Genomic DNA, 19,444 nt, shown 5'->3' on the forward strand with positions numbered 1-19,444 from the left:
AAAAATCTTAGTAGGCATGTCCGCCTTCGTCCATTTCCTTTGCATCGATCTTACGATTGTCGATGCTGCGCCAGGCGTAGAAGATGTAGGCGATGACAAACGGAACCAAGATAGAAACGTAAGCCATGGTTTTCAGCGTAAACTGGCTGGAACAACTGTTGGCAAGGGTGAGCGAGCTTTGTATATCCGTGTAAGACGGATAATAAGCTGTATTGTTATATCCGGCAGTAAGCAACAGTGCCAGGACGGTGAGTACCGTACCAATGCCGGCAAACCAGATCCCTTTATCGAATGTCTTCTTCAACATTGTTTTGCCAATGCCGAACAGCACCAGCACAACCCCTGCAAGGAATATAATCAGCACTACCGGCATTTCGATAAAGTTATTGAAATACTTATAAGGTTCCATATAGATCTCCTTTGTTTCCGGATTGACAGCATATCCGTCGGCCAGCAAAGTGCGGATCACAAAAGTTAGGAAGAACACCAGAAACAGAGCTGTATTCGCAATCAACGAACGACGGCACTTGCCGACGAGTTCCTTATCGGCTATGTTATTGATGAAATAGAGAGCTCCCAGGATGCGTGCCAGAAAAAACACGGCCAGTCCCAGAATCACATTCCAGATATTGGTCAGCGCATCGAGCCCATGCCAGCCGTTGCCCCAATGGCTGATGACAGGCATAATCTCGTTCACCATATTGCCCTTATTGATATAAAAATCGGACCCTGTGAAGAAGGTAGCTACCGCACCTCCCAAGAGCAGAGGGCCGACCACACCGTTGATCACCAGAAAAGTACGGTAAGTCTTCTTCCCGAGCAGGTTGCCCGCTTTGCTCTGAAATTCGTAGCTGACAGCCTGCAATACGAAGCTGAAAAGAATGATCATCCAAAGCCAATAGGCGCCGCCGAAACTGGTACTGTAGAACAGAGGAAATGAAGCAAAAAACGCGCCACCGAAAGTGACCAGTGTGGTAAACGTAAATTCCCACTTACGTCCGGTGGAATTTACCATCATCTTGCGATGCTCCTCCGTTTTACCCAAACAAAACAGCAGAGAGTTGCCACCCTGCACAAACAGCAAGAATACGAGTATAGCCCCGAGCAGTGAGACTACCAGCCACCAATATTGTTGTAGAAAAATGTATGTACCCATAGTTTAAATGATTAATGGTTCGTGATTAATGATTAGCCGCCGGTCCCTTCTTGATCTCCCGGACCATGATGCCGATTTCCGCAATCAGCATTACCGTAAACAGAATAAGGAATATGAAGAATGTGGCCTGTACAGAGCCTACATCCAACTTTGAGATGGCTGCCGACGTGGGCAGCATGTCCCGTATCGCCCAAGGCTGGCGACCACATTCGGCCACTACCCATCCTGCCTGTCCGGCAATGTAAGCAAACGGAATGGTCCATAGTCCGATGTATTGCATCCATCGCATTTGCGACAGGTCTTTCTTATAGACAAAGAAGAGAATCGCAATGAAGAACAGGATAAAGTATCCACCCAAGATCACCATCACGCGGAAGGCATAAAAGTTGAGCGGCACATTGGGAACCAATTGGTTCACATCCTTAATATAACCATAACCAAAATAGGCAACATTCTCTTTCAGCGTGGCGGATGCCTGCTGCATAGCAGCCTCGTCACCGTCTTTTTTAGCCGCACGATAGGTGCCCAATGCAGTAATCGCTTTTTTACCCCGTTCTATTTTCTCGGCAGCCGAAAGCGCTTTCGTGCCGTCTTTCAGTTCGTATCCCCCCTCAATGATATTTTTGATGCCCGGCACAAAAGCATCTGCTTTACGCTCGGCCAGGAAGGAGAGCATCTTTGGAATCTCTATACGGAACAAAAACGGATTCTGACCGTCGTCATAAGTCTTCTTATCAGGATTCAGCACCCCGACAGCTACCAGCCCGGCTCCGTTCTGTCCTTCGTAATATCCTTCTACCGCTGCCAGTTTCATCGGCTGTGTTTGCGCAACGGCATAACCGGAACCGTCGCCGGTCCACACCGTCAGCACCGAAGCTACCAACCCGAAGATGGCACCAATCTTAATGCTGGCTATGGCAAACTCCTTGTCTCTCTTCTTCAGCAAGAACCAGCAACTGATGCCTATCACGAAAACAGCTCCCAGCACCCAACTCGAGAGCACCGTGTGGCAAAATTTATTAACGGCGACAGGCGAAAAGGCAACTGCCATGAAATCGACCATCTCGTTGCGCACTGTATCGGGATTGAACTCCATACCTACCGGATGCTGCATCCAGGCATTGGCTACCAGAATCCACCAGGCGGAGATCGTAGCTCCCAGTCCTGTGAGCCAGGTAGAAGTCAGGTGGAAACCTTTGCTGACCTTATCCCACCCGAAAAACATGACGGCAATAAACGTGGCCTCCATAAAGAAAGCCAAAATGCCCTCGATGGCAAGCGGCGCGCCAAAAATATCACCTACAAACCAGGAATAGTTACTCCAGTTGGTTCCGAACTCAAACTCAAGGATCAGTCCCGTGGCTACACCTACGGCAAAGTTGATACCGAAAATCTTCATCCAAAACTTGGCTGTCCGTTTCCAGAACTCATTGCCTGTTTTATAATAAAGGGTTTCCATGATACCCATAACGACTGCCAAGCCGAGAGTGAGCGGCACAAAAATCCAATGGTACATGGCTGTCAGAGCAAATTGGGCTCTCGACCAGTCAATAAGTGAAGTGTCAATACTTTCAATCATATCATTAGTAGTTAGAGTTAAACTTCAGCCGTTTATTGCCCGCGTTGTATCAGTTCGCCTGCAACGTATTCTTCCTTGTCCTTGTCGGTAGGCTGGCTGCTCAGAAAGTTAGGAAAGAAAAAGAGGCGGAGAATGAAGAACATGATGAAGAGTTTCACCAGTATAATCAGCCACAGGGTGCGGCCCAGAGTCATGCTTCGAAAACCTTCGACATAGAAGTTCCAGATATGGAGCAGTGTATTCTTCATAATACAGGGTAATTTTATAACATATCAAAATTAGTGTCTATACAAATAATAACAAAGATAATCTTAAAAATGTTGATGAAACAAGCAAAATAAACGGTTCTTACTCACCACAGAGGACACAGAACGACACAGAATCGAATCTAAGTTTCTGATTATTACAAAGATAGTCAGGCAGCCACTCTGATAAATCATAGGAATGGGATTGCCCACATTGGCACGGTCATCGTTCAGCGAAGTGGAGGGCACTTCGATTCCTTCCATCTCCCGTAAACCGAAATTGGTCTTCTGCAGCATTTCCACCAGGAAAGCAGGGGTTCCGCCGGTGAACCAATAGTCGCCAAACGAGTTTATCGTACTCGTCGATAAGCAGTTTTTCGAAACTTTGTATCCCTATCGGGAGTTTCCGCAACGGAATGGTTACGGGTGTATTCATGACTCTATTGTGTTTTTAGATACGTGCAAAGATAACATTTTACGACGGATACCCATCCGGGCACCCCCTCACCGACAGCCGGGCTACATCCCACCGACAGCCGGGCTACACCCCACCGACAGCCGGGCTACACCCCACCGACAGCCGGGCTACACCTCACCGACAGCCGGGCTACACCTCACCGACAGTCAGGGACCAGATCTCTGACAGCCGGAGGCCCTTATTTTCCGATCGCCACTTCTTCCGGACACTCCAAGCAAGTGAGGTAGACAAGAGATAGATCTGCAATCCTCCCGCCAATGCCTCGTACCGATAGGGATATGCCCGATACAGCATTGCCTGTCGATCCGCGTTTCGTCCATCCTTATCCGCCGGTCTGTCCGGAAGCCAAACAAAGATTGTATGTTCTCCCCAACAACGGCAGTGGTGGCAGCAATGGCGGCGGCAACAGGAACAAGCACGGAGGTTTCGCTTTTACTCTTTTCTGTTGTTTCTGTTGTTGTATTGTATTGTTCTGTATTGTTCTGTATTGTATTGTAGGTTTTTCTGGGTTTTTCTTCCTCAGCCACAGCAAGTTGCAAAGGTTCTTCCGCAACAGGTTCCGTAACCTCTTCCATCACTTCCGGAATCACATTATGCACAGTACGAGCCACCTTTGGCGGACGTCCTCCTTTCGCTCCATTACGACGGCTGCTTGCACATCTCCGGTCCATAGGTTCCATCACTCGGTCCAGATAAAAAGAATGAAACTCCGGCTCCTCTCCTTCACCAAAATCAAAAAGCCCGAAGTTGAGCAGCACATCTCTGAACAACTCAACAGTACCGTTATTGCAACGCGCCAACTGGCTCAATAAGGAAGGTCTGTAACACGTCGTATAGGCAGGCTGATGACGCAAGTAGATCAGAATTGCCATATAGGCTCCCACTCCTCCCGGTCCGAGAGCTTCTATCAAGTCTCCCACTTCCCGTGTGTTCAGGAAATCTTTCTCAAGAATAAAAAATTGTTTTCTTTCCATTTGTTTTTGAGTTTAATTCACCACGGAGGACACAGAGAACACAGAGAGTATCTTTCTCTTAAACATCTTAATAAACAAGAGATTAAAACTCTGTGTCCTCCGTGTACTCTGTGGTGAATCGTATTCATTTCTATACAGTTCATCGTTCTAAACGTTCCGGCTTACAAAAGTAAATATTTACCTTTTAAGAAGTGTGACCTGACAGGTCACACTTCTATCAAAGTTCCTGAAACACACCTCCTTTTTACCTGTGAGGGCAGTTACCGGTCACCGGGACATTTCCCACTCAGGAAATCTTAAAAAAGATTCTCTGTGGAACTCTGTGTCACTCCGTGGTAAACTTCATTCATCGATTATAGTTCATCTTTTATCGTTAAAACCTCCGCTCCCGTCTATCGCTTTTGCGCCTCTTTCTTATACGCTGTACCTTTGTTTCAGTAAAATCAAAGAACCAAGCGTATGACAAACGTAAAAAGAATCACCCTGATAGCCCTCTGCCTGGCAGCCACCCTGCCCGAAGGCGGATTGTGGGCGCAACAAACCGGAACCTCCGGGCAAATGCAGGCCAGCGACTCGGTGGCAATACCTGCCCGGTGGGACCTGCAAAGCTGCATCGATTATGCTTTGCAGCAAAACATCAGCATCCGTCGCAACAGAATCAACGCACAAAGCACACAGGTGGACGTGAAGACAGCCAAAGCGGCCCTCTTCCCCAGCCTTTCATTCTCCAGCAGCCAGAATCTGGTGAACCGCCCCTATCAAGAGTCGAGCAGCATCATCAGCGGATCGGAAGTGCTGAAGAGCAGCAACAAGACAACCTACAACGGAAACTACGGGCTGAATGCACAATGGACCGTATACAACGGCAGCAAACGCCTGAAGACCATCGAGCAGGAAAAACTCAACAACCGGGTGGCGGACCTCGACGTGGCTACTTCGGAGAATGACATCCGGCAGTCCATCGCCCAGACCTACATACAAATACTGTATGCGGCCGAGTCGGTGAAGGTGAACGAAAACACCCTGCAAGTATCCGAAGCCCAGCGGGACCGCGGCAAGCAACTGCTGGATGCGGGAAGCATCGCCCGGAGCGACTATGCCCAACTGGAAGCACAAGTCAGCACCGACCGCTATCAACTGGTCACGGCACAGGCCACGCTTCAGGATTATAAACTGCAACTGAAACAACTGCTCGAACTGGACGGCGAACAGGAGATGCAGATATATCTGCCTGTGCTGGGTGACGAAAATGTACTGTCGCCCCTGCCCACCAAAGCAGACGTGTTTCAGGCTGCCGTGGCCCTACGGCCGGAGATCGAGGCAAGCAAACTCAGTGTGGAGGCTTCGGAACTGGGCATCGGAATAGCCCGGTCGGGATATCTGCCCAGCGTCAGCCTGACAGCCGGAATAGGGACAAACCATACGAGCGGAAGCGACTTCACCTTCGGGGAACAGGTGAAAAACGGATGGAATAACTCCATCGGACTCAGCATCAGCGTACCTATCTTCAACAACCGGCAGACGAAAAGCGCCGTAGAAAAGGCCAAACTTCAGTATCAGACCAGCCAACTGACGCTGCTCGATGAACAGAAAACTCTGTATAAGACCATCGAAGGGTTGTGGCTCGATGCCAACAGCGCACAACAACGCTATGCGGCAGCTGTAGAAAAGTTGCGCAGCACGCAGACCAGCTATGAACTGATCAGCGAACAGTTTAATGCCGGCATGAAGAATACGGTAGAACTGCTTACGGAGAAGAACAATCTGCTGCAAGCACAGCAGGAGTTGCTACAGTCCAAATATATGGCCATTCTGAACACTCAACTGCTGAAGTTCTATCAGGGAGACGAGTTGACAGGACTCACCGCAGAGAACAAAAACATTTAATACGTATAAACGATATGAATAAAAAAAAGATCATCCTTATCGCCGCAGGCATCGTCGTACTGGCAGGCGGAGGGCTTTGGCTCTTCGGAAGCCCGACGGCCAAGCACAAAGTGACCTATACCACGGCGACCGTGAGCAAAGGCGAGATATCCGAATCGGTGACCGCCACAGGAACCATCGAACCGGTAACGGAAGTGGAAGTCGGTACACAGGTATCCGGAATCATCGACAAAATCTATGTGGACTATAATGCGGCAGTGACCAAAGGACAGTTGATTGCCGAGATGGACCGCGTGACGTTGCAGAGTGAACTCGCTTCACAACGCGCCACTTACAATGGAGCGAAAGCGGAATACGAATATCAGAAGAAGAACTATGAACGCAGCCGGGGACTGCACGAAAAGGCGCTGATCAGCGATACCGACTACGAGCAGTCGCTCTACAACTATGAAAAGGCAAAAAGCTCGTTCGAGAGCAGCCAGGCTTCGTTGGCCAAAGCGGAACGCAACCTGTCGTATGCCACCATCACTTCACCGATCGACGGCGTGGTCATCAGCCGCGATGTGGAAGAAGGACAGACCGTAGCTTCGGGATTTGAAACACCGACCCTATTCACCATTGCCGCCGACCTGACTCAGATGCAGGTTGTGGCCGATGTGGATGAAGCCGACATAGGCGGTGTGGAAGAAGGACAACGGGCTACATTCACCGTAGATGCCTACCCGAACGACGTATTCGAAGGAACGGTCACGCAAATCCGACTGGGAGACGCAAGCAGCACCAGCACGAGCAGTACGTCGACCACTGTAGTCACTTACGAAGTAGTGATCTCCGCCCACAATCCGGACTTGAAGTTGAAACCCCGCCTGACAGCCAATGTCACCATTTATACCCTGGACCGCAAAGACGTGCTCTCCGTGCCCGCACGCGCACTGCGCTTCACCCCGGAAAAGCCGCTGATAAGCGACAAGGATGTGGTAAAAGACTGTGAGGGCGAACATAAACTGTGGACACGTGAAGGAAATACATTCACGGCACATCCCGTACAGACAGGTATCACCAACGGTATCAATACCGAAATCACCGGAGGAGCCTCCGAAGGAATGGTAGTAGTGACCGAAGCAACCATCGGAAGCATGCCCGGTGGAAACGTAGCACCCGAAGCCGGACCGGACGGTGGCGGAGAGCAAAGCCCGTTCATGCCAAGCCACCCGGGCAGTAAGAAGAAAGGAAAATAAGTATGAGCAAAACAGTCATCGAACTTCAGAACATCAAACGCAACTTCCGGGTGGGAGACGAAACGGTACATGCGCTGCGCGGAGTTTCGTTCACCATCACCGAAGGGGAGTTTGTCACCATCATGGGTACTTCCGGTTCGGGAAAGTCGACGTTGCTGAACACGTTGGGTTGCCTCGACACACCCACCAGTGGAGAATATCTGCTGGACGGTATCTCGGTGCGTACCATGAGCAAGCCGCAACGCGCCGTATTGCGCAACCGCAAGATAGGCTTTGTCTTTCAGAGCTACAACCTGCTGCCGAAGACGACCGCCGTGGAGAATGTGGAGCTCCCGCTGATGTACAACTCGGGAGTCAGCGCCTCCGAACGGCGCCGGCGGGCCATCGAAGCCCTCCGCGCGGTAGGGTTGGGCGACCGGTTGGAACATAAATCCAACCAAATGTCCGGCGGACAAATGCAGCGTGTAGCCATCGCCCGCGCGTTGGTCAACAATCCCGCAGTCATCCTCGCGGATGAAGCGACGGGTAACCTCGATACACGCACCTCTTTCGAGATTCTGGTGCTGTTTCAGAAACTGCATGCCGAGGGGCGTACCATCATCTTTGTGACGCACAACCCGGAAATAGCCCAATACAGCAGCCGCAACATTGTGCTGCGCGATGGGCAGGTCAAGGATGATAGTGTCAACCCGAACATTCTTTCGGCAGCCGAGGCACTGGCCGCACTGCCTGTGCAGGAAGAATAATACAGTTTAGAAACGAATACGATTCACCACAGAGGACACAGAGGACACAGAGAATATATTTCTCTTAAACATCCTGATAAACAAAATATTAAAACTCTGTGTCCTCTGTGGTGAATAATACTCAAAAACCTTACCATTATGAATGGAACCAATTTATTTAAAATAGCCCTGCGTGCCCTGAACAACAACAAGCTGCGCGCATTCCTTACGATGCTTGGAATCATTATCGGTGTGGCATCTGTCATCACCATGCTCGCCATCGGACAGGGATCAAAGAAAAGCATTCAGGCACAAATCTCCGAAATGGGCTCCAATATGATCATGATCCATCCGGGAGCAGATATGCGCGGAGGAGTCCGTCAGGACCCCAGTGCCATGCAGACACTGAAACTGACCGACTACGAATCATTGCGGGACGAAACCAGTTTTTTAGCTGCCGTCAGCCCGAATGTTTCCAGCTCCGGGCAACTGATAGCCGGTAACAATAACTATCCGTCATCCGTCAGTGGCGTGGGTACGGACTATCTGGAGATACGCCAGCTCTCGGTCGACAACGGCGAGATGTTCAGCGAAGCCGATATCCAGTCCAGCGCCAAGGTGTGCGTGATAGGAAAAACCATTGTAGACAATCTTTTCCCCGGTGGAGAAGACCCCGTGGGACGCATTGTCCGGTTCAATAAAATCCCGTTCCGCGTAGTGGGCGTACTGAAGTCCAAAGGCTACAACTCCATGGGTATGGACCAGGATGACATCGTATTGGCCCCCTACACCACCGTGATGAAGCGCCTGCTGGCACAGACCTATCTGCAAGGCATCTACGCTTCCGCCCTCACCGAGGATATGACGGACAATGCCACGGAAGAAATCACAGAACTCCTCCGCCGCAATCATAAACTCAAGGAAGGGGACGATGATGACTTCACCATCCGCAGCCAGCAGGAACTGAGCAGCATGCTCAACTCCACCACCGACCTGATGACCACCCTGCTTGCCTGCATCGCCGGCATCTCGCTTGTGGTAGGCGGAATCGGAATCATGAACATCATGTACGTCAGCGTCACCGAACGTACCCGGGAAATCGGCCTGCGCATGTCAGTCGGTGCACGGGGAATCGACATCCTGAGCCAATTCCTGATAGAAGCCATCCTGATCAGTATCACCGGCGGCCTTATCGGAGTAATCATCGGGTGTGGTGCCAGCTGGCTCGTGAAAAGCGTTGCCCATTGGCCCATCTTCATCCAGCCCTGGAGTGTATTCCTGTCGTTTGCTGTGTGCACCGTCACCGGGGTCTTCTTCGGATGGTATCCGGCCAAGAAAGCAGCCGACCTCGACCCGATCGAGGCAATCCGATACGAGTAATCTATCACAGAGGACACTGAGAACGTAAAGTAAAAAAAAGTATAAAGAACGACGAAAGCCCGATATTCTATCAGTAAAGCCTATGATGCTGATTGCTTTCATTGCCTATTATATATTCTTTATACATTATATATAGTAAACTCTGTGTCCTCTGTGGTGATCCCCGTTTATCGTTCATTGTTCAAAACGTCCCAAACGTAAACTAAAATTAGTATCTTTGTCCCCATGAAACAGTCTCTGACATCAGCCCGCCGCCCTCTGGAAATACTGATACATATTATCAGCTGGGGGATCGTGTTTGGTTTCCCTTTCTTCTTTATCGATCGTGCGGGAAACAGCATCAATTGGAGTGCCTATCTGCGCCACTCTGCCGTACCCATCTCCTTTGTCACCGTATTCTATCTGAACTACTTCCTGCTGGTCCCCTTCCTCTTGTTCCGGGAACAGAAGAACAAGTACATCATCTATAACATCCTGCTGGTCTGCATAATCGGCCTCCTGCTGCACATCTGGCAAAGCCTGAATGCCCCGATCCCCCCCATAAAAAAACCTCACATGCCTCCCGGATGGATCTTCTTTGTACGGGACATCCTGAGCCTTATCTTCACCATCGGCCTGAGTGCCGCCATCCGCATGAGCGCCCGCTGGGGAGAAGCCGAAGCCGCCCGCCGCGAAGCGGAAAAAAGCCGCACCGAAGCCGAACTGAAAAACCTGCGCAATCAGCTCAACCCGCACTTCCTGCTCAATACGCTGAACAACATCTACGCACTGATTGCCTTCGACAGCGACAAAGCGCAGCAGGCTGTACAGGAGCTCAGCAAGCTGCTCCGCTATGTGCTTTATGACAACCAGCAGAACTATGTCCCCCTCTGCAAAGAGGTCGACTTTATCCGCAACTACATCGAACTAATGCGTATCCGCCTCTCTGGAAACGTAGAGGTCATTACGCAACTCGACATACAACCGGACAGCCAGACGAAGATCGCCCCGCTGATCTTCATCTCCCTTATTGAGAACGCCTTTAAACACGGCATCTCCCCTACCGAACCGAGCTTCATCCACATCCTTATCTCTGAGAATAAAGAAGAGATCCGGTGTGAAATACGCAACAGCTGCCATCCCAAAACCAATATGGATAAAAGCGGATCGGGCATCGGCCTCGAACAGGTGAGCAAGCGCCTCGAACTGTCTTACCCCGGACGCTACCGATGGGACAAAGCCATCTCTGAAGATGGCAAAGAATATATATCGAAATTATTAATATTTAATCATCCACAGCCGTGAAACTACATTGCGCCATAGTAGACGACGAGCCTCTGGCACTCAGCCTGCTGGAGAGTTACGTCAACAAAACCCCTTTCCTTGAACTGGCAGGAAAGTATTCCAGCGCCGTACAAGCCATGAAAGAACTTCCGGGACATCAGATTGACCTGCTGTTTTTGGATATCCAGATGCCGGAGCTTAACGGCCTGGAATTCTCTAAAATGGTAGATGCCCGTACCCGTATTGTCTTTACCACCGCCTTCGGTCAATACGCCATCGACGGATACCGGGTCAACGCACTGGACTACCTGCTCAAGCCCATCTCGTATGTCGACTTCCTGCAGGCCGCCAACAAGGCATTGCAGTGGTTCGAACTCGTTCAGAAACCCGAGGAAATAGACAGTCTTTTCGTGAAGAGCGACTACAAACTGGTACAGGTAGAGCTCAAAAAGATATTGTACATAGAAGGTCTGAAGGACTATATCAAAATCTATACCGAAGATACTCCCAAGCCCATCCTATCACTTATGAGTATGAAGTCCATGGAAGAGCTGCTTCCCCCCACCCGCTTTATGCGTGTACACCGCTCTTTCATTGTCCAGAAGGACAAAATACGCATCATCGACCGCGGCCGCATCGTATTCGATAAGACCTACATCCCCGTCAGCGATAGCTACAAACAAGCTTTCCAAGCTTTCCTTGACGAACGAAGTTGAAAGGATTTGCAGCTGATTTATCGGTAAAATGTGAGCATTTGTCGATTATTATTTATATATAAACAAAAAAATCTCTATCTTTGTAACAAACAGAACGGAAGTTGTGAAACTTCCAAGAATAGAATAGTTTAGTTAAGTCTAGTTTAGTTTTTGTGTTGAAGGGCTTCTACCTCAGAGGAGGATTTAGAAGCCCTTTCTATTAATTGATTACCTCAAATGTGGGTCAGTTAACTTAGTTTTAAGTAGAACCACTTCGGCTTTACAAGTCTTATTATTTAATAATATCTCATAGCATTCATTATCCGCTGTGATCATACCTGCAATGGTGAATACCCCCTCATCAAATTCATTCAAACACTTAAACATAACATCATCTTTTTCGTTAGCAACAGCAGGTTTGAAAATGGTAATCTCAGCTATTCTATCTCTATTATCATCAATAAATTGATTCCAATAATGAGCAGTACTATCAGAATCGGAGCTATGAATATGAAAAACAAAATAATCGCTATTATACATTACTTTGGCTAGATAACAACCTGTAAACTGAAAACTAATAGCGTCTGCTCCTTTTGCTATTCTATAGTATGAGATATTTGACTGCCGCCAATAAACTCCATACAATCTTTGAGGAGCATATTCTACACCACAATTAATTAGTTTATATTTATTCTCATCCACAATAATGGGCTGTGGAACTGAAGGAATCCCCCATGCTGGAATATTTTCCCCCTTGTTCAATAGGTCTAAAAAGCGTAAATTAAAGTCTAATTCATTCATAATTAATACAATGATTATTTATCCTACTCTCTTTCCGGCTTGTCGGAATCCGCCTATACGTCAAAAATATAGATAAAGAGAGCTTAAAACGATTATAAATTTTAGATGAGGAAACTAATCTTTCGAAAACAGGAAAATTCCTCTTGAATACAAAAGCTTCAATTCTTAGAAACCAGGGATATAAATATAAATTAAGTTTAAAATCGCTCTATTCATTCACTATCTCTTTCTTATATGATTGTAATCTTTTAGTGTAAATAATCAAAACTTCCCCTTATACTAAAAAGATATGCCTAAATACCGGCAAAACGCAAAAAGCTCCGAATTTTTCAACACGGAGCTTTATACGTTTATAATAAACAATACGAAAAGCATCCCGTTGTTATCTATTTTGCAATATTTGAGATAGTCCCTTTTTATGTCAGAACTTCCTCCTCCGCTAGCAAATAAAAAAAGTTTCTTTTTTTAATCTATATCATAGCCCCAAAGTATTAAATGTATACTTCTATATTATAGCCAGCATTCTTTTCCAGAAAGCATGGCCAATGTACATCATGAATATCCAAAGTTTGATAAATCCCGGCCATATCTTTCTTATTGAAAACCTCGTTATTCTGATAAACGATAATATTATAATTATAATCAATGATGGCCTCTATCTCTCCGGAGTTTGCCTGCAAGTCAACATTTAAATGATCACGTACAGAGTAATATGTAGGATGTACATGAATCAACATTTGCTCACCCTTCTTTATAGTAACTGACCCAGCCTTCCCATGCCGTAAATCGGGTTCATTCCCTTTCTTTACATACAGTTTATCCTCACATGTATATATTGCAAATTCAGTATTATACAATTTAGTAAGACCAACCAAATCTTTCAGCATAAATCGTTTATTTGGAATCTCGAGTATGGCATGATACTTAAAATAATCCCCCAATCCCCCAACTTTAATTACATTATTAGGGATCTCTTTATCGGAGACCTCCTTTTTATTATATACCGATTTACTATCTAAAAAATATATTTCCATACTGTTTCTAATATTTCTTCCTACTCTATTATGACTTTTCGGAACCCGTCATTATTCCGCAATTGATTCTACGATACGGCTATTATAATACCCGAAATCGTATATTGTCTATCACCGTATCTGTCCGAAATAAGTGTTATGTATTGAGTATTCAACTGTGCACTTCTTACTCCACATGCGGGATCATATACATTATAGCCATTTTCAACCCTTTTAACAGCAATCCAATGCACACCATTTACTAACATTATGGCATAACGACTTTCTTGAAGAACCTCCTCTATCGATTTCCACGGTTTTATACATTGTGCACCAACAATACTTTTTTGCTCAGCTATCAATTTAGGAATATGTAGTTTTACACTTTCCAACTGCTGATCTAAATCCCTTCCAAGACCAATATCTAAAAGGAAATGAATCAATTGATCTATCGCCTCAATCAGCTTCTTATCATCAATAAATACGCAAACATTTCTTTTTGTCAATTCTACTGTTCCCACTACAACAGCTCCTGGTAAAGTCATGACCCCATCTACCCCTTCAATACATCCTGTCAAGCGATGGAGAGTAGAACTCCACTCCCCTGTTACTGGATATTTTTGTAAAGAGCGATAAATTTCCTCTCCTTTACATATAGTTCCATCTCCGTTTAAATCACTCAGAATAGCGGCCAAAGCGAATCCTGCACAATAATTATCATGATCACTTTGCCTTTCCTGATATTTAAAATCTTTATTAATTACTCTTACGCTCATTCTTTTATTTCTATTATTTAGCCAAACTTTGTTGCAACTTGAGCAATAGTATCTACCACTTGAATAATATACTTTTGCCACTTCTCTATTGCACGCTGTATTTGATTTCGATTTTTCTTTTCCAATTTCGCAGGTACATCAGTATCTATAGAATTTTTAAACAAATCAATTACAATTGCTAATGCTTTCTCTCGATTGTATACCAAAGTTTTATTACCTAAATCATTCAAATAATCTCTGAAAGCAGTTAGAGACGTTGCATAATTATTAGAATTTATATCTAACTTTTTTCTATTTCCCATAGGATCAGTCACAAATTTATCTCTCAAACCCGATAGTTCTCTAACATATTGTTCTCCGCTAAAAGCGATTATAAAACAATCGGGTATTCCTCCTTTGGTAAGTGCACTCGGAATATCATTAAACAAATGATCTGGTCTTGATTGACTGTATGACGACATTACAAACACTGTTTTATCTCCTACTCTCTTCTCGGCTTTTCGGAACCCGCCTATAAATTTAACTATCTCTGTAAGCTTACGGTACAAAAATATAGAGATAGAGAGAAGAGAACAATTATAAATTTTAGACAGGTTGATTGGTCTTTCAGAGACGGAAAGATTTCTCTTGAATAAAACACTCTTTAATATCTTACCCTAAAAACTTAATAAATCAAATGATCAAGTCTAATAACAATTTATAAAGAAAACACCTAAAAAATCTAACCGAACGAATCAAATACCGCAACGCTTTGTTAAGGTACAACTCAAATGAAATAGAATGATGAAAAGAAAACTTGAAATACATAAGATTGACGTATCCAGCAGTTTGCCGATCCCATACGCAGATGAAGGTATCCGGGCTGGTTTCCCGTCACCGGCACAAGACTATATGGAGCAAGCCATAGATCTGAACAAAGAGCTAATCAAACATCCCGCCAGTACATTCTTTGGACGTGTAGTAGACGATTCGATGCGGGATGAAGGCATAGAAGAAGGAGACATTCTGGTCATCGACAAATCACTGGAATTACAGGATGACGACCTTGCCGTGTGTTTTATTGATGGAGATTTTACTGTAAAGCGGGTACGAATTGAACCTAATGCCGTCTGGTTAGTACCGACGAATCCGAAATACTCTTTAATCAAGATAACAAAGGAGAATAAATCTATCGTCTGGGGAATAGTGACCTATACAATAAAAAAGAACAGGAGAAAAAGATAATATTTGGACTAATGGACTGCAATAACTTCTACGCAAGTTGCGAAAGAGTGTTCAATTCGGCTTTAAATGTAAGCCTATCGTTGTTTTAAGTAATAACGACGGATGTGTTATTGCCAGAAGTAACGAAGCGAAAGCACAGGGAATAAAAATGGGGATTCCGGCATATCTATCAGATTAAAGATGATATTCAGAAATATGGTATATCTGTCTTTTCATCGAACTATACGCTATACGGCGACATGTCCGGACGCGTGATGTCCATACTGGCACAAGTACGCTTATGTATCATTGGCACAGAAGAAAAGCGCATCAAGGGCCTACAGCTTACTGAAATTGGTGATATATGGGGGATCGGTCGCCGGCAAGTTGCCAAGTTAGAAAAACAAGGGGGCAAAACAGCCTATGACTTTACCAAGTTGCCTGGATCTTGGATGCGTAAAAACATGACTGTAGTCGGAGAAAGAACTTGGAAAGAACTTTTAGGCATTTCCCGTATTGATATAGAAACTTAAGCACCGAACAAAAAACAGACATGCACAAGGCGGCCATTCGACAAGATGGTAGAGGATATTGATATAATATCGGAAGCAATCGCTACCCATATTAAAAACCGTACTCAACTCAAAACACAAAAAGAAATTAATATTTTATCATTCTCTTAATATACACGAAATAGGATTAACGATGATTTATTATAGAGACAGATATATTACATCAGCGCCCCATTGAACTAAAGCTATATTATCTAAACCGATGATAGTATCCCTTCTTAAACAGAAAAAGGGTCCAGATAAATATTCTCAACCGGTCAAATGTCAGAGAACATACAAATGGACAGACCTTATTCGAAAAACTTGTAGGATTATGAAAAAGATCGAAAGTAGCCTAAAAGAGAATAGAAAACTACGAGAAGAGTTCTGTAGTTTTTTATTTATCTGTTAATAAAACCAATAAGGGTTAAATAAATGAATAATAATTGGAAACAGACCTTTAATTGTTATTCATGGTTATTACTTATTTAGTTAATGGATTAGCTAAAAAATACTTTGTAACTTTGCTTTTATTTTCAAGTTGATAATTGTCCTTTTTGCTTGCTTTAATAAGAAAAAATAGACACCGGCTGAATAAGATAACTCAAGTTTCGGAAATGAATTTACGCCGTCTGAACCGGTATCTTCATCCTTATACCTTTCTTCAATTAACATTGTTAACGCCTCTTTCAGGTTGTCAGGTTCTTGTGGGCAAACAACAAGTCTTTTGCATTTAAAGAACTTGCTATTCATATCCATAGAACAAGTTTTAACTCTGTGTTAAAACAAAGCTTTTGAGGACAGAAATCTTATTTTTTAAAGATGTTGATTTTTAGATGGTTTAGTCTAAAATTCGCTTCTCCACCTTACGGATGGACTTTTCGGGCGAAAGCCGGGATACTTGCTTTTTTGTCAACTATAAACGAGGGCTTACACTTCCGAAACTTGAATTAGATCTATAAGTAGAAGAAAACTTACCACCAATTTTGAAAAAGAACCATACAAAGTTGCACGGTAGTATCAGGAAAAACACTTACAATAGCGTCAGAAAATCCCTTTAGACCATCTACGCAAGCAATCAGAATATCTTTCCACGGTTCTGGAGATCAGTAAGCACAGACAACCAGAAATTAGCGCCTTCACTAAGAGCGATACCTTGAACATCTATGCCTAAGACATTATAAAAGCATGGCTGACAGCCTGACCACAATCATCCATCACCTTATAACGGATAGTATCCATGAAAACGATGGGATAAACAGGATCAAGGCCCCGGGATTTCCAAGCCTTGATTTCGGAAAGAACGCGATCCGTAATAAAACTTATGGTATCAGCGGAAACTTCACGCTCTTCGGGAGTAAGATGTGCATCCATCTCTCCTGCTAAGGCAGCGTTGAGAATACTTTCCCAAAGAAGTGCAAAAGCACCATCTTTACCTAACAAGGACTTACCGGATTTAAGCTGCTCAAGAGCCTTGTTTTTAATACTTTCAAAATAAAATTCTTCGTTCAGAAAAACCGTGTTAACAAAATTTATATTTTTCTTTGCTAACACAGTTTAAATTCCATTCTTAGTCCTTTTGCAAAAATTACATAGAATTTCAATTAATCAGCTTTATCCCAATATTTCCCATATATGATCGTGATGGAGATTAGTAATAATACTTTTATGAGACCAACTAAAAATACTTTCTTGATTATACTTTCGCATAAGCGATATAGCTGGCGTAGTTGGGGTACTGCTCAAATGAAAAGAGAATTCTGGCTCTCCACAATAAACTCCAATAAAAACGTCAGAACCTAATTGTGTTTTAAACTCATTTATAGCTTCTACTACTTTCTTATCATCATCCATATTCACTGTAGCAATATTTTCTTTAGGGCGTACAAATGACACTTGATATCCAGATGAAAAAGTAACAAAGTCCCTACTTGGTATAATAGGTGTATCTAAATTATTAAACTTATAAGTTCCATCTTTTAGACCTTTACATCTATTCAAAAAATCAGCATATCTTCCCATTTTTATACATATTAATAATTTCCTACTCTATTCCAGGCTTTTCGGAATCCGCCTATAATTAACTATCTCTGTAAACTTATACAGTTAAAATTCCCCTTCTCCATACCGCTTCATCCTCAATCAAACTAATTACCAGTTGGCAATTCTGTATTCGGGCACGGTAGGGATTTTCTTTACCTCCATTGAAGACATTACTTTGATTTTATTCCAATCGAAACCAACCTTGTTAAAATCTTCAGCTGACTTAATATGACTTTTCACACCATTCGTATAAAGATATACCGAATCAGAATCGTTAGCTTTTATCAAACAAGCATCCAAAGAAAGTGGATCACCTAAAGGAATAGCGTTTACTTCGCTTGGACTCTTTATCTTAATTTTATCCCAAGAAGGAAATAAAGTAAAATAAACATCCGGATTCGGAATGTGATGACGATTACCGAATAGAACTAAATAAACTTCAGCGGCATTATTAGCTTTAAGAAGCATACCCTCCGGGTAATTCGAAGAGATATCAACATCCAACTTAGGACGAAGCCCATTCATCAAAGGCAAAAGTTCGGCACTCCATTTCCGCCCATCCCAGCCAATGTAATGTACCACCTTATCTGTATGGGCACGTGAATAGTCACCATTGGGGGCATGAACAAAATGATCACCCTCCACCTTCATCTGCCAGTTATCACCACTATCCGATATATAATTCAAGATAGAATCAGTATGACACTTGTTCTTATCACCATTTTCATAATGATAGAACTGACCATCCCTATACTCCGCAGTCCAGCGCCCTCTGGTATTCCAAGTGAGATAATCCAAATACAAAGAAGGGGCTTTTGTCTCCTGAGGATTCTCAAGAGAAGTAAATACAAACCATTTTTCTCCCATAATACTAAGTTTTAGTAATTAAATATTTTTAATTTTTCCTACTCTATTCCAGGCTTTTCGGAACCCGCCCATAATTAAAGCTTACGATACAAAGATATGGAAGAAGAGAACCGGAAACAATTATAAATTTTAGACGGGTTAATTGATCTTTCAGGAACGAAAAAATATCCCTTAAATAAAAAGGCTCTTAGCTTGCCGTATGTTTTATTGATGGAGAGTTTACAATAAAGCGGATACAAATTGAGTCCAATGCCGTCTGGTTAATACCGACGAATCTCAAATACTCTTTAATCAGGGTAACAAAAGAAAATGAATTTACCACCTCCGTCATATCAGATGAAAGATGACATTCAAAAACATGATAGATCCGTCTTTTCATCGAATAGTTATACATCTTCCGGTATCGTCCAATGACACATTAGAAATTATACATTATGATTGCCCGAACAGAATTTTCACAATTCCATATCAACGGAAACAATAAAACTAACCTTCTGGAAACGGGGGAGATTTCTCTTAAATGAGAAAGCCCCGATTCCTAAGAACCAGGGCCATAAAAGTAGAAATTAA

General features: G+C 44.2%; 18 protein-coding genes and 4 pseudogenes. 9 read left to right on the forward strand and 13 right to left on the reverse strand.

Features of this window, described 5'->3' with window-relative positions; all coding sequences use genetic code 11:
- Nucleotides 1-7 precede the first annotated feature (7 nt).
- The 5 genes and pseudogenes from cydB to QK890_RS03405 all read right to left on the reverse strand — a co-directional run bounded on the left by cydB (nucleotide 8) and on the right by QK890_RS03405 (nucleotide 4,432).
- A complete protein-coding gene (gene cydB / locus QK890_RS03385; RefSeq protein WP_005776682.1) occupies nucleotides 8-1,156 on the reverse strand; it encodes a cytochrome d ubiquinol oxidase subunit II in 1,149 nt (382 codons plus the stop codon).
- Nucleotides 1,157-1,181: 25 nt separating this feature from the next.
- The gene (locus QK890_RS03390; RefSeq protein WP_005776681.1) at nucleotides 1,182-2,735 is read right to left on the reverse strand and encodes a cytochrome ubiquinol oxidase subunit I; all 1,554 of its coding nucleotides are present in this window, start codon (nucleotides 2,733-2,735) and stop codon (nucleotides 1,182-1,184) included.
- A 32-nt stretch (nucleotides 2,736-2,767) separates the two neighbouring features.
- On the reverse strand, nucleotides 2,768-2,983 hold the full coding sequence (locus QK890_RS03395; protein ID WP_005776680.1) for a DUF4492 domain-containing protein: 216 nt from the start codon (nucleotides 2,981-2,983) through the stop codon (nucleotides 2,768-2,770).
- A gap of 165 nt (nucleotides 2,984-3,148) precedes the next feature.
- Nucleotides 3,149-3,328 (reverse strand): annotated as a pseudogene (locus QK890_RS03400) (AAA family ATPase); the annotation flags it as partial.
- A gap of 276 nt (nucleotides 3,329-3,604) precedes the next feature.
- On the reverse strand, nucleotides 3,605-4,432 hold the full coding sequence (locus QK890_RS03405) for a DUF4373 domain-containing protein (RefSeq protein WP_032543899.1): 828 nt from the start codon (nucleotides 4,430-4,432) through the stop codon (nucleotides 3,605-3,607).
- Between the two features lie 459 nt (nucleotides 4,433-4,891).
- Between QK890_RS03405 and QK890_RS03410 the strand changes: the two genes are divergently transcribed.
- From QK890_RS03410 to QK890_RS03435, 6 genes are all read left to right on the forward strand, one after another.
- Nucleotides 4,892-6,319 carry a TolC family protein gene (locus QK890_RS03410; RefSeq protein WP_005808797.1) on the forward strand — a complete coding sequence of 476 codons (1,428 nt, stop codon included), beginning with the start codon at nucleotides 4,892-4,894 and terminating at the stop codon, nucleotides 6,317-6,319.
- Between the two features lie 14 nt (nucleotides 6,320-6,333).
- Nucleotides 6,334-7,557, forward strand: a complete 1,224-nt coding sequence (locus QK890_RS03415; RefSeq protein WP_005808799.1) for an efflux RND transporter periplasmic adaptor subunit — start codon at nucleotides 6,334-6,336, stop codon at nucleotides 7,555-7,557.
- A gap of 2 nt (nucleotides 7,558-7,559) precedes the next feature.
- Nucleotides 7,560-8,303: an ABC transporter ATP-binding protein gene (locus QK890_RS03420; protein WP_005776674.1), complete on the forward strand. Its 744-nt coding sequence runs from the start codon at nucleotides 7,560-7,562 to the stop codon at nucleotides 8,301-8,303.
- Between the two features lie 138 nt (nucleotides 8,304-8,441).
- Complete coding sequence (locus QK890_RS03425; protein WP_005776673.1) at nucleotides 8,442-9,662, forward strand: ABC transporter permease; 1,221 nt, start codon at nucleotides 8,442-8,444, stop codon at nucleotides 9,660-9,662.
- Between the two features lie 225 nt (nucleotides 9,663-9,887).
- Nucleotides 9,888-10,946 carry a sensor histidine kinase gene (locus QK890_RS03430; protein ID WP_005808802.1) on the forward strand — a complete coding sequence of 353 codons (1,059 nt, stop codon included), beginning with the start codon at nucleotides 9,888-9,890 and terminating at the stop codon, nucleotides 10,944-10,946.
- The gene (locus QK890_RS03435; RefSeq protein ID WP_022012080.1) at nucleotides 10,943-11,641 is read left to right on the forward strand and encodes a LytTR family DNA-binding domain-containing protein; all 699 of its coding nucleotides are present in this window, start codon (nucleotides 10,943-10,945) and stop codon (nucleotides 11,639-11,641) included. The genes QK890_RS03430 and QK890_RS03435 overlap by 4 nt, the downstream gene beginning before the upstream one ends.
- 207 nt (nucleotides 11,642-11,848) lie before the next feature.
- Here the strand turns inward: QK890_RS03435 and QK890_RS03440 are convergent, their stop codons facing one another.
- The 4 genes from QK890_RS03440 to QK890_RS03455 form a co-directional block, all read right to left on the reverse strand.
- On the reverse strand, nucleotides 11,849-12,421 hold the full coding sequence (locus QK890_RS03440; RefSeq protein ID WP_032540557.1) for a hypothetical protein: 573 nt from the start codon (nucleotides 12,419-12,421) through the stop codon (nucleotides 11,849-11,851).
- Between the two features lie 491 nt (nucleotides 12,422-12,912).
- A complete protein-coding gene (locus QK890_RS03445) occupies nucleotides 12,913-13,455 on the reverse strand; it encodes a hypothetical protein (protein ID WP_032540556.1) in 543 nt (180 codons plus the stop codon).
- A 68-nt stretch (nucleotides 13,456-13,523) separates the two neighbouring features.
- The gene (locus QK890_RS03450) at nucleotides 13,524-14,210 is read right to left on the reverse strand and encodes a hypothetical protein (protein ID WP_032540551.1); all 687 of its coding nucleotides are present in this window, start codon (nucleotides 14,208-14,210) and stop codon (nucleotides 13,524-13,526) included.
- Between the two features lie 17 nt (nucleotides 14,211-14,227).
- The gene (locus QK890_RS03455) at nucleotides 14,228-14,671 is read right to left on the reverse strand and encodes a hypothetical protein (protein ID WP_032540550.1); all 444 of its coding nucleotides are present in this window, start codon (nucleotides 14,669-14,671) and stop codon (nucleotides 14,228-14,230) included.
- A gap of 322 nt (nucleotides 14,672-14,993) precedes the next feature.
- On the opposite strand from QK890_RS03455, the gene umuD reads away from it, so the two are divergent.
- Both umuD and QK890_RS03465 read left to right on the forward strand, forming a co-directional pair.
- Complete coding sequence (gene umuD, locus QK890_RS03460; RefSeq protein ID WP_175413969.1) at nucleotides 14,994-15,434, forward strand: translesion error-prone DNA polymerase V autoproteolytic subunit; 441 nt, start codon at nucleotides 14,994-14,996, stop codon at nucleotides 15,432-15,434.
- Between the two features lie 11 nt (nucleotides 15,435-15,445).
- Nucleotides 15,446-16,093, forward strand: a pseudogene (locus tag QK890_RS03465) (SOS mutagenesis and repair protein UmuC); the annotation flags it as partial.
- A 375-nt stretch (nucleotides 16,094-16,468) separates the two neighbouring features.
- On the opposite strand, the gene QK890_RS03470 reads toward QK890_RS03465, so the two are convergent.
- The 4 genes and pseudogenes from QK890_RS03470 to QK890_RS03485 all read right to left on the reverse strand — a co-directional run bounded on the left by QK890_RS03470 (nucleotide 16,469) and on the right by QK890_RS03485 (nucleotide 18,874).
- Nucleotides 16,469-16,717, reverse strand: a complete 249-nt coding sequence (locus QK890_RS03470) for a hypothetical protein (RefSeq protein WP_032540646.1) — start codon at nucleotides 16,715-16,717, stop codon at nucleotides 16,469-16,471.
- 242 nt (nucleotides 16,718-16,959) lie between these two features.
- A pseudogene (locus QK890_RS03475) lies at nucleotides 16,960-17,476 on the reverse strand (transposase); the annotation flags it as partial.
- Between the two features lie 102 nt (nucleotides 17,477-17,578).
- Nucleotides 17,579-17,986 (reverse strand): hypothetical protein, encoded by a 408-nt coding sequence (locus tag QK890_RS03480; RefSeq protein WP_032540548.1) that lies wholly within the window; start codon nucleotides 17,984-17,986, stop codon nucleotides 17,579-17,581.
- 129 nt (nucleotides 17,987-18,115) lie between these two features.
- The gene (locus QK890_RS03485; RefSeq protein WP_050550269.1) at nucleotides 18,116-18,874 is read right to left on the reverse strand and encodes a DUF4751 family protein; all 759 of its coding nucleotides are present in this window, start codon (nucleotides 18,872-18,874) and stop codon (nucleotides 18,116-18,118) included.
- Between the two features lie 167 nt (nucleotides 18,875-19,041).
- On the opposite strand from QK890_RS03485, the pseudogene QK890_RS03490 reads away from it, so the two are divergent.
- A pseudogene (locus QK890_RS03490) lies at nucleotides 19,042-19,221 on the forward strand (LexA family protein); the annotation flags it as partial.
- Between the last annotated feature and the right edge of the window lie 223 nt (nucleotides 19,222-19,444).

It is taken from the genome of Bacteroides sp. NGMCC 1.200775 (genome assembly GCF_040798045.1).
Lineage (GTDB): Bacteria > Bacteroidota > Bacteroidia > Bacteroidales > Bacteroidaceae > Bacteroides > Bacteroides hominis.